Origin of the sequence: Methanolobus sp. ZRKC3 (genome assembly GCF_045291275.1) — an archaeon.
In the GTDB taxonomy this organism is placed as follows: Archaea; Halobacteriota; Methanosarcinia; order Methanosarcinales; family Methanosarcinaceae; genus Methanolobus.
The window spans coordinates 939,381-955,110 of sequence record NZ_CP146982.1; the positions used below are offsets into that span (position 1 = coordinate 939,381).

The following is a 15,730-nucleotide window of genomic DNA, read 5'->3' on the forward strand; positions in this document are numbered from 1 at the left end:
CAACTCCTTCCATTATTCTTTAACTGATTTTGAATAGTTACTTTGCGTGATGTGCTTCTGGTCCATTTCCCGACCCCCCAGAGCCGTGTCCCTTCCAACAACAGATGTCTTTCCAAGAACGAAATCAGGTTTTGTTAGTGCTGTATTTATACCAAGATACGTATGGGCATCCAGATAGAACCATGGTTCAAGTACCTTAAGTTTGTACGACATATGGGCAGGTTTCTGCTCTTCAATAATAGTCCTGATAAGGTCCAGTGTAGCTTCATCAACGGGATCTTTGAAAAGAACATAAAAACAGAACCGTTCTTTTCCAAACAAAAGATCATGCAATGCAATTTCCTTCTCATAGGCTTCACCCCTGCCGATGGGAAGTTTTACTTTTGCCTCTTTTGGAGGGAAAAACATGGTATCCTTAACTTCATGGATCTTAGATATCTGTTTTTCTTCCAGAGAATTGGTTGGATAAATTTCCACAATTATTGGTTTTTTTCCGGTATATAGTTCGATTAATTCTTCTAAACCTTCCTTCGTCCCCCTCTTCTTATAGATTGAAACTGCCTTTGAAATAAACGATCTCTTCTTCTCTTCAAAGAGCTGTTTTCTGGTCTCGGGCCAGTTCTCATCCAGTGGAAAGGAGATCCAGGAGCAAAGCCAGTCCAAAAACTGAGGGGGAGTACCCTCAGCATCGAAAGAACGGCTCAAGTGATCAATACTAAAATCAATCTCAAAGAACATGCTTTCAAATATCGAGAGAAAACGATCAAGAAAATCTCTGCCTGCTGGGTCTTCCCTGTAAATCTCCGGCAAATAATCAAGATAGGATATCCTTGGAAAAAAGAGAGTAATGGAACTAATCACAGGTGATAGGGTTTCAGTACCCATTAGTATGATCTTAAACCACAGGTATTGTCCTTCTACATCGGCCTGGAATAAAGCGTCTCTTCTTCTCTCTCCCTGAATTGAAGAACTACCTGCTATGCCTTTATGCCATTCATGTTCCTCGATATTTTCTATATATTTCTTATTTAGCGGTTTGTCTGAAATATAATATAAAAACTCGATATTGGTCCCTTCCAGAAAGTTACCTTCCAGCAAGAATCGATGCCATCGGGTCTTGGGGGTTTGGCTATCTATACGCTTTGAGATATATGTTCCCTGGAAAGAACCTTTTTGATTTGTAGTATTTTCTTCAGTGTATGTAAAAAAAGTCAGTTTATTCCCTGAATCATTTATGAGATAAAGATTATTTTTTGAATCACTGGCTCGTTTTCTGCTTAGATTTTGTAGCAGTGAGTATTCAGCTATCCTTTTTTCATATGTCCCATCAACTTTAAAAATAAAAGAATACTCATCGCCGTCAAGAACATGAATATTTCCCTGCCTGTCTAGATAAATGTTTTTTGGATCAGAGAGCTCTCCTTTGCCGATCTCATCTACAATGTTGCCGTTCTTATCCAGTCTAAGGATCCTTTTCCTTCCTTTTTCCAGCACGTAAATATTACCATCAAGACCAGCAGCAAGGTCAACAAGATCCTTAAGAGGCAGTCCTTCAGGACCTTTTGAAACAGTCCAGCGGACCTGAAGATCGGTTTTTGCAAAAGAGATCACTTTCTGTTTGTCACTGTCAGCAACGTATATTGAGTTTTCATCGACACCAATGCCACATGGAGTATCAAGGATCTCAGCAAGATTCCTGGAATCATAAACAGGGTTTTTGAGGGTCCCGAATTTCTCATGAATTGTACGGATCGATCTGCTTTTCTGGTCTATTATATAAACAGTATCGCATTCATCGATGGCGATATCACTCATATGTAAATTTGAATCGTCAATGATATCGGTCCCGAATTTATAGACAGATTTATCGCTTAATCTTAAGCCGTTTTCTGTTATGCTCAGGTTATCCATATAGGCTGTGAAGTTCTTCAAAAGAGATTGCGTATTGATCCTTTTGTAATTACCTTTCTGCATATATACTACCCCTCCTTCCTGCATCTGCTTTGTTGATCATTTCCACCACATGCCTGCCGGAATATATGGTAGCTATCCTTGAATCCAATACAAGATTTCCATACTCATCAGTATGTGTATTCTTATCTGCTCTTATTGAAAGCTCAGTAATTGAATCCACACCATCTATCTTTTTAATTAACTCATAGAGCTCTGAGCGATACAGACTCCTGCCTATGGGCCAGCCGTTCCCCTCACGACCTCCCTTTACAGGGTGAAGGAAGAAGTTCAGTCGATCAATGATCTTTTGTGCCAGACCTTCCTTCAAAAAACCATTTGAAGGGACCACAGTTACATTAACAGTAGTTCTGATGTAGACCGGTGGGATCACATGTATCCGGGTTCCTAGCAATCGATGTGTATTCAGATGCTGCTTGATTGCATTTTTAAATCCAGAAGAGGGTTCGGGTGGGATCGCAAAAGTTTTCAGTGGGCTGAATGGGATCACAACAACTGTTACCGACCCTTCACCCTTTTCAGGATTCATGGGATCATGATTTGGGATTGATTTTGCCGTAGCCACCCTTAAACCCGGCGTGTTTTTAGCAATATATTCAAAATCCTCCGATGTAACTGCTGTATAGGGAACTTTTAGATCTCTAATAAATCGATCAGTTGCCTCAGCTATTGTTTCTGCTTCTTTGCCTCCGGTTGAAGCTCTTTGGTTTGTTATGTCCATATCCTCAACATCCTGAATAGACCATGTGCAGTCAGGCATCAGGTTCCCCTGCTCTCCACCCCCTGCCATATATTCAGGAATTCTGATCCCAGAATCTACTGATGGGACCTTTCCCATCAGTCCATCACCAAATCGGATCTCTCCATTTTCATTATCAAGGATGAAATGTGTATCTTCCGGACCTGAACCATCAAGATCATCAACTTCTGTCCATTTTTCTCCTGCAACCCAAAGTTTCAAACTCTTATTCAGGACAGGTACTTCCTGTAGTGCAAAAACCTGATTTGGCAAACCATTACTTATTCCCAGAGTGATAATATGGACAGTCTTTCTCTGGACCGCCTCCACGGTATTGAGCATTATTCTTTCTATTCTGGGTGGATACTCATAATCAGATCTTTCAAGGGTGCAGCGCATCCAGAAATACTTACTATCGCTTTTCCATATTGGAATTCTAGATAATTCCCAACTTTCAAGTCCTTCAAAAAGAAGTCTGCCACTTTGCTTAAAATCTTTTGTTCCATCATCAGGAAACACTTCTTTCCATTTCGCTGCATCAGGTGCAACAGAGATCTCCCACTTTAATTTTGCATTCTCAAATTCATAATCTTCTTCATCACCGTGCCGTCCGGGACTTATGAGGTCCTTTTCATAAAGATAACACATGAAATTGAGAATATGCGGCGCTTTACTTTCCTGCTTGCGACCTTCATCTTCTTCTTTCAGGCCAAATCCGAGATAGAGGCAGCTACCCTCCTGAGTGGTTTGACCGAAAGGGGTGAAAAAAAGATCATCTTTTTGATTTGCAATGGTCCTGTCAAAGACCCCACTCATAAATTCTTCTCCGGCAAAGGGAGTGGAGAATAAAGCTGCGTTTAATTCATTGACTATTATCTTTTTCAGAGTTAAGGGTACGACATTTACGTCTTCATCGAGTTCGAAATTGATGTCCATACCGTCTTTTTTTGTTGAAACAACGGTGTTCTTTTTCAACAAGGTGCTTTCTCCAGCCCCGAAACTTAGATCGACCTTTGCTGGAATTGATGTTGCAGGCTTCACTCCTAACAACTTTAGGTATTTGAGGCGATGTTCCTCATTTACCAAGTTGATACGATATAATGTAATTTCAGTCAGCCATGCAAAAAGATCAATTAATGTTATTCCTGGATCGCTTAAATTGTGATCAGTCCATTGTGTAGCATAGTTGGGGATAAGTTTTCTTGCTTCATCTACCAATTGATCAAAGGTTTTATTGTCAAGATCTGGTTTTGGTAAAGACAAACTTATTCCTCCCTCTCGCTTTGCCATCCGACGGTAATCTCATGTTCTCCACTAAAGGGCAGGGTAGATTCAGGAAGTGTGGCCATCTCCGTGGGATCGCTTAATTGCATCCGAATTTCCTTTTCATCCCTGAAAGTTATTGTAACATTTTTTACATGATCAACATCTTCGATGGGCTCAAGTAAGGAGTATATATCCGATATGGATAGGGTATTGCCAAAATCCCAACCTTTTCCATCCACTCCTCCTTTCAACGGATGCAGGAATTCAGCAACCTTTGTTCTTGCTTCAAATTCAATTGAAGGTATGGATTCCATGTTATTTGCTACCACTTCAGCAGCAACGTCCACTCTCCAGTAAGATGCTCCTATTACTCTCAACTTTCCAACATTCGAGCATCGATCTTTCAAATATGTTTCTACTCTGCGCTTTAATTCGGTTGAAAGCATGGGTTTTGGATCTGAACTTTCAGGAACTATAACTATTGTTGTCCAGCTCATACCGTCCTTATCATTTGCATTAAAATTAGATAGTACTTTGGCCCTTGCCACTTGATGCGAAGAATTTTTAGCAAGCCAGATAAAATCTTCTGCACTTACAGCCCTCATCCTGTGCTTAAATGTAGCAGGTGCTCTTCTCATCAAATTCTCTATAGATTCAGTTTCGCATCCCCCGTCCGAAGCAATTGGATTGTATGCCGAATCTACGTACCTTATGGTGCTGTAGAGTTTTGATATCGAAAAGGCATCAAAATTTCCAGCCTCTCCCCCTCCTATCCTATAACTTGATCTGATGTTATTGAGCCCTATTGGGGGAATCATCCCATGTGTGCCATTCCCAAAGGTGATCTCACCATTTGTTCTATCAAGCAGATAATCCCTGGACTTGCTTTTTGAATCAATAAGATCATCTGTCTCAGTCCATTTTACCCAGAACTCCACCACATTATCCTTGTCATCAGTCTTTAGCTCCACATATTGTTTATCCTTAAGGAGTGTCTGCATTTCTCCTTCTGAAAGACTATTAACTTCATTAATCCAGAGATCTACATCTATAACAGGTTTATTCAGAAGCTTGAATAGTTGATGCGCTTCTCCGGAACTGGATCCGATCCTCTCGTCATTAATTGTTCTTGATTGAATGGCCCATGTGGAATTTAGATAAAAACCATGTACCTTTGAGTAACTTTTCCCATCAATAAACACTGCCTTGAGCCAGTATAGAGGCTCTGGTGACCTGAATAACCTTAAAGCTCGCATTTTCTCTGGAACAAGGAATTGTAACATTCCGCTTTTTGTAAAGCCACTGGTTTCATCCAGAACCTCAAGTTCTGCCCATTCTCCGGTCTTCTTTGAAAAATACTGCCATTTGATCTTAGGGATCACAGTTTGGGGTTGAGTACTGTTTTGTGTAAGATGTATGAATAGACTGATAGGTCCTTTTCGAAGCTCTGCATCAAATCCAAAATAGATTGTGGGATAGGTATCGGAAAGAGCTTCAAAAGGTTTGCAGTTCTTTGTACGTATAAGTTCATCTCTGCAATCCTTAAAAACAAGATTGTTCCTGGCAAAGATATGTTCCGGTTCTTTTTCTCTTTTATTGCGGTATTGGATTTTTAGGCTCTTTATTCTGGGAGGATTAAATTTACCAGGTTCTAATTTGTTTTTCTTTGTGATCGTATATTCAGTCCCATAATTTCCTTCTATGAGCTTAACTCTGATCCAGTAATTGTCTTTACCATTAACATTTCCAGGCTTTAATTCTATCATTTCTGAAATGCTCACGGTTACATGCAAGCTTTTTTCTGTTGGCGACCGACTAACCCAATTTTGTATAGATTCTTCAGATCGCCGATCTACAGCTTGCCCGTCTACACTGAATTCGATGAACTTATTAAGGCTTCTCCAGCTTTCTCCGTCCCAGTATTCCCATGAAAGTTGTGGTAGATTATTTTCTTCATCTGGACCTGCCTGTCCCGGGATCAGGGAAAAATCAAAACTTATAGAATATCCCTTTTTTGAAAAAACATCTGCACAGCCTATATAAAAGGTATCATAGGTACGTGGTTTAGTTCCCATGGGGTACAGCCATTCCCCACGATCATCAATAGGTATGTCATTATAGAATAGTATCTCAGGTTCGATCTCAATTGCAGATGTCTCGACTTTGATCGATCTGAAACTAAGGTCTTTAAGTTCTGGAATAGCGGTCTCATTCAGCCGACATCTGATCCACCTGCTTTCACAGCCGTTGACTTCCACCCTGTCAATATTCTCGCTACCTGTGAGAATTATCAGCTTTTTCCTCTGCGAGCTTAGATTTTGGAAAGGATTCCATTGTACCTTCCCGATTTGCTTTTCACCCTTCAGGTTTGTGACCAAAGTACCGTATTCCCAATAAACTCGATCTTTATATGCAAATAAGCTTTCTGGTATTGTATCAAACTCTTCAAGATCTAGAACGATCTTTCCGTTTTTAACATTGAAAAGTTTTTCGTCCCCAATGTAGATGATGTGTTCCTGTAGATCATCTCCTGTAAAAATATCTGTAGTCCCGGTCCCATTTACAGCAATTGTATGGTCAGCAATTGTATCGTTCTTTTTATCCACGCCATATATACATACAAGTTGGGAAGGTGTAGCCATGATGCTTTTTTCAGTCTCAAAGAAAACTGGAGTACTATCAGTGCCTTCTGCTGTTACCTGAGTATGGGATGGGATCAAAATATTATCAGAAGCTGCTTCACTTAGAACAAAGGTGAGTGCTGTTTTTGCTGGTTGAGCAGGCATAAGTGAAAAATTCATCATATCTAAGAAAGAGACAAAGTGCTTCTGGGGGGCATAGTTTAAGTTATTGGAAATGATCTCAGCCATATTGGCAAATATCGTTGAAAGGGCAATTCCAAAATCCTCATTACCTTCTGCACTCCATTCAGGCACATAAAAAGGTGCTTTTCTCTTAATTTCCTGCAGGACTGTATCCATTGTCCTTTCACTTATTTTGTGAAGTTCCATTTCAATCATAGCCCCTCATTTAAATAAAATGGATAAACAAGATTGAACTGGGTATTACTGACCCTAACCTTGTAGTCTATACTGATCAAGAGTTTTCCATCCTGAGTTAATCCATTGCTGGTTTTTATACCAAGCACTTCTATGCGGGGTTCCCACTGGACCAGTGCTTCATACACCGTATTCTCTATCATGCGAAGATTAAGGGTGTCCGTTGTGGAGTAAGCATATTCATGAATACTGCATCCAAAATCAGGCCGCATCAGGCGCTCTCCTTTTGCAGTTCTAAGGATGATCAAGATGGACTCTTTTATGCATTCTTCGTATTTTGAAACAGCTATTCTCCCATTTGAGTCCGTGCTGAGAGGAAATTTCCATCCTGTGCCAAGAAAATCCTTTTCCATACCTGATCACCCTATAAGTACCGTACCTGCTGCAATCACTGTTCCTGTAGGCAGGTCTGAAGGATCGTTGCACGTCATCGCTGTATCGCCAACCCTTGCTGCCATTTTTCCATTTATTTTTACAGTGGTACTTCCTATCTTTATGGTCGCTTTATTTGATGGAGGATTCTGAAACGGTCCACCCTGTGGAATATGAGGAGGCGTATTCAAAGCCGTCGAATCAACAGTAGCAGCGGGCAAACCCATTATCTTTACGTCCTGGCTTAGATTGCCATCTATAATACCCATAAAAGGATGAGGCAGAGGTGTTGGCACTGGTCCTGCCGGTGATGGTATCATAACTATATGGATATCTGTTGCAATTATTTTATCCCCTTGTTTAGCTGCTGGCATTCCCATAGTTAACACTCCCCCTTGGTCAATTGATGTTCACAGTTGCTCCTTTGATATTCATTGATCCGGATGCCTTTAGATCCACCCCAACAGAAGCTTCGATCTTTGTTGAAGCAGAGGATTTAAGCTCAAGATCCATTGCATTGATGGTAACCTTTCCATTTGGGGCGGATATCTCAATATCTCCATCACATTTGAAAGAAATAGAATTGTTTTTGGAATCAATAAGGATGATATTTTTCTCTGTTTTATCGGCAATTTCAATTTTTTCATTACCATCAGTGTCATCAATTTTTATTGTATGTCCACTCCGTGATCTTATCAATTTTATGTCATTATTTCCATCACTATTGATTTCAGGAGGCTTGTTTTCACCATTCCAGAGAGCGCCAATAATGTATGGATAATTTATATTACCCTGTTCAAATGCCACCAGTACTTCGTCTCCAATTTCTGGATAAAAGAATAGTCCTCTTTCTTTTCCAGCCATTAAACTTGCAACCCTTGCCAGGCAGTTTTCAGTTTCCTCCCCTCTCCAGGGAAAGTTGATCTTTACTTTTCTCAAACCTTCAGGATCATCTTTAGGATCGACATAGCCAGTCACAACAGCAAGTACAACGCCAGCTATCCTATGATCATTCTGTTGCTTTTCATTGTAAAAAAGTTCTCCAAACCCCATCATAGACACCTTCTAATTTTAAGTTCTGTTTTATAACCATCGGACCCAATTGTATGCTTTGTTCTCGTTATGTAGTAAACACCGCTAAAACGCTCACCTACTTTTTTTATATTGATAGTAATTCCTGGTCTCAACGTAGGGTCACCGATGCACTGCAAACTTCCTTCAATAAAATCCTTATTTCTCTTTTTTAATTCTGCTATGGCTAAGTTTTTTGCTTCTTCGCTACTACGCACAACTCTGTCTTCTATCACCTCTATTTTTTTATCTTGGGAACATTTCACAATAGTCTCAAAATCAGGGATTCCAACCTTACTTTTAATATCAGCTATCTTTGCGGTTTCGACAATTGAATTCTTATCATCCCATCCTGTTACTTCAACTTCATTTACAACGTTTGCAATGCTATTTCTAGGGTTGAATTTTATAATGTTCTTACCAAGTTCGAAAGTGGTATCACCCTCACTGTTGTCCCGAGATTTATGGAAATAAAGGGTTTCCAATCTGACATAAAATTCATATTGGATCTCTTCAGAGAGCCTTCTTAAAAAATTGTAATCGCTTTCGTTTTCTCCCCGGTTTACATTATCATAAGTTATTTCACTCGATTCAATTTTAGACTTTAAATTATTTTTTTTAGCAATATCTTCGGCAATATCTGAATATTTGATATCTTTGTATATTTTTTTCACAACACCTTTTTTTGTTGTTTTCAAAAGGTCATGGGATAGGTCGTATCCGCTCACATTTAATTTTGTGATCCCCGTAAAATCGAAACTCGGTGAAACAGACTTAATTTGACCCACGAATTCTTCCCTTTTTTTGGAGCCTGAAGCATATCCAAAAGAGATAGTGAACTTAGTACCTGGATCTATGCGTTCATCATCAAGCCATTTAAATTTCTGCTCCTTTACATTAAACATCTCATTCAAAGAAATTGTAAACATAGCCGGCTTTTCCAGATCTTCATCTACCTCTATACTGACTATACTATCTCTTAATTCAACTTCAGGTTTACCTGCTAATTCAACAGTAAAAAAAGGTGCATAGATATCAAGGCCTGATATTTCCATATTCTTTTACTCCAACGGTGGAATTATCAATCGAGTACCTGGTTCCAGAAACCTGGGATTATAAATATTATTTTTATCTGCAATTGGTCTCCACATAGAAGAGTTGCCGTATTCCTTATGGGCAATCAACCACAGACTATCTCCCTGTTTTGTGATGTAGACTTTAGTTTTATCAGATGACTTACGAGCACTTTCACGACTATTAAGTCTTGTTTTAAATTCTTTGAGTGTTATACTGAGCTTGGCTCTTACGGGTGTCCCATCAGACAGAAACATAATGAATTTATTAGTCACCTTTTCCAGTACACAGGTAAATGGTTCTTTTGAAGGCATGCCCCATATGAAACGCAGGGGTGGAGGAGCATGAAGATCAGGATCAATGTTCATAAGATTGGAAAGCTTGTTGGTGTACTCTCTAACATCAGTTCCATCTTCATATGTATCATAAAAAGCTTCAAGGGTTATACTTCCTGCATTTCCCTTTACGTATTGCACGTAAGGGGATTCAAGTCCAGGTATAGCAATCTCTGAGAATGAGTTACTCTTTTCCATGGTGTATTCGGGTGGGAAATAAAGTATCTCTATTCGTTCGCCTTTTTGCTCCCCATCAAGTACCTCAATAAACGCTTTATGTAGGTTGAGCTTCTTTTTAAGTGCCCGAATAAACGCTTTCTCTAGTTTGCGTACCATTATAAGATTCCCCTTCTCTCACATTCGATCTTTATTTTTTCATATATTAATCGATAAACTTGCTCTGAAATGTCATTAAGATCGATTTGCCGATTTGTACTCATATTCATTTGAGAATAAGCTGGTGTGGAAATTTCTTCCACTGCAGCTCTTGTTTCAACCAGGATCTTTTCAATCTGTTCTACCTTCTGCTCTATATCGCGGGTATTATGAAAAATAAGGCTCTCATTATCCGATATGGGAGTTCTTCTTTTGACAGGTATAAGACGAACAGCAGTGTCATTACCAAAACCTAAGTTCTGCGGTTTGTTATTTATCCGACTAACAATAGAATTAGCAGTCTTCGTTCCAACGTCAGGATGATGTTGTATTACGTTTTTGTTGAAGTTCGTCCAGTTCTGATAGGAAGTGTTAAACAAACTTCCACTTCCATTAAATAGAGCTATTTTGTTCAAAGATAAATTAACAGGAGATGAAATAATAGGTAAATTATATTTAACTGTTAGACCGTATTTCCATAGATCTTCATTTTGAATTGAAGGATGGCCTCCATCATTTGATTTCAGCCTATTTCTTTGTTTTTGAGGCTTAATTTGCGTATATTTCCAGTGTGAATTGTTCACTTTTAAGTTGGAAGCGATTGCCTTCTGCTCTATATCGCGGGTATTATGAAAAATAAGGCTCTCATTATCCGATATGGGAGTTCTTCTTTTGACAGGTATAAGACGAACAGCAGTGTCATTACCAAAACCTAAGTTCTGCGGTTTGTTATTTATCCGGCTAGCAATAGAATTAGCAGTCTTCGTTCCAACGTCAGGACGATGTTGTATTACGTTTTTATTGATGGTCGTCCAGTTCTGGTAGGAAGTGTTGAACAAACCTCTACTTCCATTGAATGAAGCCATGTTGTTCAAAGATAAATTAACAGGAGATGAAATGACGGGCAAATTATATTTAACTGTTAGACCGTATTTCCATAGATCTTCATTTTGAATTGAAGGATGGCCTCCATCATTTGGTTTCAGCTTTTTTCTTTGTTTTTGAGGCTCAATTTGCGTATATTTCCAAAGTGGATGATTTATCGTATTTTCAACCCGAGAAAATATAGATTTTATAGAAGGAGAGGTGGAAATCCTCTCCATAAAAGTATGTCTGATGGGAAGAGATTTCGAAATAGTTCCATGGTACATCCGCTGTATGGGCAGATCCACGAGCTGAACAATATTTTTGAAAGACAACAGACTCTGGTTATGAAAATTAAGTTTGATCAGAATGTGCATCTCTTTTTTTTGAGAGAGAACGTTCCTCAAACTTTTATAAAAAATTAACATTGGATGCGTGATGAATCTTCTTTTCCCCCTCTGATACTTATTCGCAATTTTTCTGTGGAAATGTGAATCAGACAGAGTAAGTACATTCGATTTATCCATTTTTACCCCTTCTTGATGATCCCATTATGTGCTAATTCAATGGTCTCAAAGGCTACTGTGTTGCTATCAGCCTTGAAATCTGGTCCTATCCATTTAACAGGGTATGCCTTTGAAAAATTCCACCGCCACTTATCTTTACCAGTAACATCCATCAGAACGATAGCCCCGTTTTTTCGCTCTATCTTCCCACTAACCACATTATCATACCATTTCCACATATCATCAAGATCTGTGATACCTCGCTTGAGGGTAATGTTCTGATATTTTGTTCTTTTAGGTAGTTTATGCACAAAGTCATTGACACCCCCCTCTTCATAGGTCTCAGTCTCGGTTTCTATCTGGAGACCTGTCACCTCGGATACTTGAGCAACCGTGATTCCTCCAATTTCGATTCGAAATTTAAAGGATGGATATGGATATGGATTTTTTGTCATCTCATTTCCCTCACTTCTTTTAAAAAGAATAGTTGGATAAACAAATTCTTGTGGCTAATTTTAAGATATACAACGAAGTTTTGTTTTGTCTTTTATTATACCTCAAGAATGCTTCTCTGCTTCTCTCCACTCAATTGTTTATTTATCTTAGAAATCTCCTCGCACCACCTCTGTCTATCCCTGTGTTCCATATTTATGACCTCTTCAAAGGGCCAGTGGAAGTGATAGGCGATAAAGGCTACCTCCCCGTAGAGCCTATCGAGGGGGTAGCCTATTATTCCCCCATAGGCTCTTCCTCCAACTCGAACTGGTGCCCACATTTAGGGCATGCGGTCTGTATTCTACTTGTGCCGTTTTCGTTTATTCGTCCATAGAAATCCTGCAAGTAAGCCAGATCAGAAGCAAAAAGATCCTCTATTATCTTTGTATTGATGATCTGCAACTCCCCCAGTTTTGTAATGACACGTGAAAGCAGTATCACGGCCAGATATGCAGGATTTGACTGCACTCTGGGATCCTTCAGAGGAAGGATCTCATCAGCTGCGGTTGCAAGGCGCATAATACCATTTTGATGAAGATTTCCTTCTTCATCCACGTATCCTTTTGGCAAGGTAAATTCAAATTCTGTTTGAAATGTCATAGGATCATCTCCTCATACTCAGGAAACCCGTTTGAAACCTTCATGTACAATTTCCAGTGTCTCTATGGCAACATCATTTCCTTTAGCGCTTAGATCGGTGGGGTCATATTTGCTTGGCCATGCCTGTTCAATATTCCAACGTGCCTTATCAGAACCTGCTTCGTCAATCAGAATAATGGACATATTCTTCCTCGCATCTTCTGCACCGGTGTCTATTACCTGCTGTCTCCAGTTGTAGAGATCAAGTGAGTCGGTGATACCCCATTTCAGGGTGATGTTCCCATATTTAGTTAAACCAGAAAGTTTACGAAATACGGTTGGCTCATTTCCTTCTCTGTATTCAATTGGCTCTGTTGTGGTATCTGCAAAATTGCATTCACTGAATCCTGCCTGACCAATTCCGTCTATCTCAATGCGGAATCTGAATTGTCTGTATGGGTCGTTTCTATCGGGCATATTTATTCCTCCTTTGTAAGATAATAGTCGTAGAATTTCTGCTTATATGCATCTGGAAATTTATCAATGGTAAATTATCAGGAAATTATTCTGTAGCTGTTGATCCTCCCTGCCACTGAGCTATCCTGAATATTACAAATTCTGCAGGTTTTACAGGTGCTATACCGATAATGCATATCAGCCTTCCATTGTCAATATCATCCTGGGTCATGGTACTACGGTCACATTTTACGAAGAAAGCTTCCTCTGCTGTTGTACCCATTAGTGCACCATCCCTCCAGAGACCTGTCAGAAATTGAGTAATAGTCGCTCTAACTCTTGCCCAGAGTTTTTCGTCATTAGGTTCAAAGACTACCCACTGAGTGCCCTGTTCTATGGAAGATTCTACAAAAATAAAGAGACGGCGGACATTGATGTATTTCCAGAGAGTATTACTTGATAGGGTGCGTGCTCCCCATACACAGATCCCTCTTCCGGGGAAAGCCCGAATTACATTGACACCTCTGGGATTCAAAACATCCTGCTCTCCTTTTGTGATCTGGAATTCAAGATCGGAGGCACCCCTTACAACTTCATTAGCTGGAGCTTTGTGTATTCCCCTTTCATTGTCACTGCGGGCGTATATCCCTGCAACATAACCTCCTGGAGGTACGGGACGCAGAAGACCGGATTCTGGATTGATGACCTTGATCCAAGGATAATAAAAAGCTGCATATTCTGTTGGAGTGTCACTTCTGGGATTCAGACCGGATACATTTGAAAAGCCTTGTTCTGCATCAATGATTGCAAAACGGTCTTTGAGGTTTTCACAATTTGATATCAAAGATCCTACCAGGCCTGGAATAGCGTAGGCATTGGGTGCATAGACAATTGAAATGTCATCGATTGCATTAAAAGCGGTCATACCTCTGCGTTTGCCGGGCTTGTCTTCCTCAGGACTGCTGCGTTCGTAATCGGACAATCCTATCGTTCCGCCATCACTACCTCCTTCCAGATATTTTATTGTAATAGTTCCTTCTGTTGCTTTAACAGAAACTTTCTGTTTATCTTCATTTTTATTTTTGTCATCTTTTATCGTTTTCTCATCAACATTTGGATTCTCATCAGCTTTTGTTTCCACATTCGAAGAAGCTTCTAGAGAATCAGGGAGATTACCGGAGTCGCCTTCTTTTTTAGAAATCATTATCAGACTCGAAATTCCATTGATAGTCTTTTCAAAATAGTCAGGTGACTCTTCATTAACTGATATGTTGTCGAAGACCTCAGTTGTCGTAGGACGGGGCTGTACTTTTGGTTCTATGAATGGGTCATAAAGGGAAGAAGGCATTTCTTTCCAATAAAAAACACTCATCTTAAAACCATCAAAAGTTCCTTTAGATAATTTTACTGCAACTCTGCTTCCCCAGTTTCCTTCACCAACAGCTTCTATGGTCAAAGCATTTCTGCCATTGGCTTTTAGCTTTAAACTGGCATTAGTAGCAGGGTCTTTACCAGCTTTGACAATTCGACCTATGTAGCACCTCTGGCCACCATTCTTAAAAAATCCATCCACTGCACCAGGAAGATATTTAGTTTCTCCGAAATAAGAACCATAAACACGCTGGTACTGAAGCCAGCTTGTTATCAGGTGTGGTCTTGTTGGTCCCCTTTCACATTCTCCCAAAAAACCTGCAGTGCTTGTCGAAACACCTTCCATCGGCTTTGCTCCGATCTCAAACTCTTCTACATATACTCCTGGTGATAAATATTCTGGCATAATAGCATCTCCATTAAATTGTTTAATTTCCTGGTCAATTAATACAATAATTCTATAAAACGTCAAAATTTAAAACAAAATGATTAAAAGCACTAAATTCCCACAGTAGTAAAAGATATAACTTTTTTATATTGATACGATATATTCTGGCACTTTAAGCCCCCCTTTGTAATTTGATCGGTGTTACATTTTAAGGAAAAGAAATGACCCCCACAAAAATCTCTTTTCCCTCCTCAATGGAGATTGATTTTCCTTCAGTTGTCGTACCAACCATTTTGGAAATTTGGTTCTTTGTAATCTGAATATTGATCTTTTTATCCTTTACAGCCTCTTTAATGTAAAGAACGAATTCACCCCGATCGTCAGCCAGGGTCTCTGGAATCTCATCTACAATTTTTACTTCTGCTGCTACGGTATCTCCATTTGATATCAGTCCTCTTACAAGTGTTGAGTTTTTTGGAAATGGATATGAAGGCCTGGGTTTCATCGAAATTTCAACGACGGGGTTCTTTCTGTTTGAATCAGAAATTGATGGAACCTCAACTTTTACTTCTTCTTGAAAATAATAATCAGAATCTATGTTAACAATATAACTTCCGGGATTAAGGTCGTTAAAGCAATAATATCCACTCGGATTTTTAATAGCTTTTATTTGTGCATCTTTTATTTTTACCTTAATACCGCCAATAGGTTTTTTTTCCGTATAATTATCTGTTACCCATACTGCCAGAGAGAGATTGGTGGAAATAACCTTATCAAGATAAGTGATGTGAGGAGTTTCAAATGTCACC

Annotated in this window: 15 protein-coding genes; all 15 read right to left on the minus strand. The window is 39.4% G+C overall.

Translation table 11 applies throughout. From position 1 onward, the window contains the following. Positions 1-12: 12 nt before the first annotated feature. Positions 13-1,974, minus strand: coding sequence for a phage tail protein (locus tag V7O66_RS04740; protein WP_406661824.1), 1,962 nt, complete (start codon positions 1,972-1,974; stop codon positions 13-15). After that, positions 1,961-3,973 carry a putative baseplate assembly protein gene (locus V7O66_RS04745; protein ID WP_406661825.1) on the minus strand — a complete coding sequence of 671 codons (2,013 nt, stop codon included), beginning with the start codon at positions 3,971-3,973 and terminating at the stop codon, positions 1,961-1,963. The genes V7O66_RS04740 and V7O66_RS04745 overlap by 14 nt, the downstream gene beginning before the upstream one ends. 2 nt (positions 3,974-3,975) lie before the next feature. Next, the gene (locus V7O66_RS04750) at positions 3,976-6,996 is read right to left on the minus strand and encodes a putative baseplate assembly protein (RefSeq protein ID WP_406661826.1); all 3,021 of its coding nucleotides are present in this window, start codon (positions 6,994-6,996) and stop codon (positions 3,976-3,978) included. Further along, positions 6,993-7,388, minus strand: a complete 396-nt coding sequence (locus V7O66_RS04755; RefSeq protein WP_406661827.1) for a GPW/gp25 family protein — start codon at positions 7,386-7,388, stop codon at positions 6,993-6,995. Before V7O66_RS04755 ends, V7O66_RS04750 begins: the two co-directional genes overlap by 4 nt. Before the next feature lie 6 nt (positions 7,389-7,394). After that, on the minus strand, positions 7,395-7,787 hold the full coding sequence (locus V7O66_RS04760) for a PAAR domain-containing protein (RefSeq protein ID WP_406661828.1): 393 nt from the start codon (positions 7,785-7,787) through the stop codon (positions 7,395-7,397). A gap of 19 nt (positions 7,788-7,806) precedes the next feature. Next, entirely contained in the window at positions 7,807-8,460 is a 654-nt protein-coding gene (locus tag V7O66_RS04765; protein ID WP_406661829.1) for a phage baseplate assembly protein V, read from the minus strand. Then, entirely contained in the window at positions 8,460-9,533 is a 1,074-nt protein-coding gene (locus tag V7O66_RS04770; protein ID WP_406661830.1) for a phage late control D family protein, read from the minus strand. The genes V7O66_RS04765 and V7O66_RS04770 overlap by 1 nt, the downstream gene beginning before the upstream one ends. Before the next feature lie 6 nt (positions 9,534-9,539). Then, positions 9,540-10,223 (minus strand): LysM peptidoglycan-binding domain-containing protein, encoded by a 684-nt coding sequence (locus tag V7O66_RS04775; RefSeq protein WP_406661831.1) that lies wholly within the window; start codon positions 10,221-10,223, stop codon positions 9,540-9,542. Continuing rightward, the gene (locus V7O66_RS04780; protein WP_406661832.1) at positions 10,223-11,653 is read right to left on the minus strand and encodes a hypothetical protein; all 1,431 of its coding nucleotides are present in this window, start codon (positions 11,651-11,653) and stop codon (positions 10,223-10,225) included. The genes V7O66_RS04775 and V7O66_RS04780 overlap by 1 nt, the downstream gene beginning before the upstream one ends. A 2-nt stretch (positions 11,654-11,655) precedes the next feature. Then, the gene (locus tag V7O66_RS04785) at positions 11,656-12,087 is read right to left on the minus strand and encodes a phage tail protein (RefSeq protein ID WP_406661833.1); all 432 of its coding nucleotides are present in this window, start codon (positions 12,085-12,087) and stop codon (positions 11,656-11,658) included. Positions 12,088-12,182: 95 nt separating this feature from the next. Beyond that, complete coding sequence (locus tag V7O66_RS04790; RefSeq protein ID WP_406661834.1) at positions 12,183-12,407, minus strand: DUF6760 family protein; 225 nt, start codon at positions 12,405-12,407, stop codon at positions 12,183-12,185. Next, positions 12,362-12,727: a phage tail assembly protein gene (locus V7O66_RS04795; RefSeq protein ID WP_406661835.1), complete on the minus strand. Its 366-nt coding sequence runs from the start codon at positions 12,725-12,727 to the stop codon at positions 12,362-12,364. The genes V7O66_RS04790 and V7O66_RS04795 overlap by 46 nt, the downstream gene beginning before the upstream one ends. Positions 12,728-12,745: 18 nt before the next feature. Then, entirely contained in the window at positions 12,746-13,183 is a 438-nt protein-coding gene (locus V7O66_RS04800; RefSeq protein ID WP_406661836.1) for a phage tail protein, read from the minus strand. A gap of 85 nt (positions 13,184-13,268) precedes the next feature. Further along, positions 13,269-14,939: a phage tail sheath family protein gene (locus V7O66_RS04805; protein WP_406661837.1), complete on the minus strand. Its 1,671-nt coding sequence runs from the start codon at positions 14,937-14,939 to the stop codon at positions 13,269-13,271. 190 nt (positions 14,940-15,129) lie between these two features. Beyond that, positions 15,130-15,729 (minus strand): hypothetical protein, encoded by a 600-nt coding sequence (locus tag V7O66_RS04810; protein WP_406661838.1) that lies wholly within the window; start codon positions 15,727-15,729, stop codon positions 15,130-15,132. Position 15,730: the final 1 nt, after the last annotated feature.

Bases quoted from the DNA above. Each gene is read 5' to 3' on its own strand.
- V7O66_RS04765 (WP_406661829.1), bottom strand. From the start codon at position 8,460: ATGGGGTTTGGAGAACTTTTTTACAATGAAAAGCAACAGAATGATCAT.
- V7O66_RS04800 (WP_406661836.1), bottom strand. From the start codon at position 13,183: ATGCCCGATAGAAACGACCCATACAGACAATTCAGATTCCGCATTGAG.
- V7O66_RS04770 (WP_406661830.1), bottom strand. From the start codon at position 9,533: ATGGAAATATCAGGCCTTGATATCTATGCACCTTTTTTTACTGTTGAA.
- V7O66_RS04790 (WP_406661834.1), bottom strand. From the start codon at position 12,407: ATGTGGGCACCAGTTCGAGTTGGAGGAAGAGCCTATGGGGGAATAATA.
- V7O66_RS04780 (WP_406661832.1), bottom strand. From the start codon at position 11,653: ATGGATAAATCGAATGTACTTACTCTGTCTGATTCACATTTCCACAGA.
- V7O66_RS04750 (WP_406661826.1), bottom strand. From the start codon at position 6,996: ATGATTGAAATGGAACTTCACAAAATAAGTGAAAGGACAATGGATACA.
- V7O66_RS04785 (WP_406661833.1), bottom strand. From the start codon at position 12,087: ATGACAAAAAATCCATATCCATATCCATCCTTTAAATTTCGAATCGAA.
- V7O66_RS04760 (WP_406661828.1), bottom strand. From the start codon at position 7,787: ATGGGAATGCCAGCAGCTAAACAAGGGGATAAAATAATTGCAACAGAT.
- V7O66_RS04755 (WP_406661827.1), bottom strand. From the start codon at position 7,388: ATGGAAAAGGATTTTCTTGGCACAGGATGGAAATTTCCTCTCAGCACG.
- V7O66_RS04795 (WP_406661835.1), bottom strand. From the start codon at position 12,727: ATGACATTTCAAACAGAATTTGAATTTACCTTGCCAAAAGGATACGTG.
- V7O66_RS04740 (WP_406661824.1), bottom strand. From the start codon at position 1,974: ATGCAGAAAGGTAATTACAAAAGGATCAATACGCAATCTCTTTTGAAG.
- V7O66_RS04775 (WP_406661831.1), bottom strand. From the start codon at position 10,223: ATGGTACGCAAACTAGAGAAAGCGTTTATTCGGGCACTTAAAAAGAAG.
- V7O66_RS04805 (WP_406661837.1), bottom strand. From the start codon at position 14,939: ATGCCAGAATATTTATCACCAGGAGTATATGTAGAAGAGTTTGAGATC.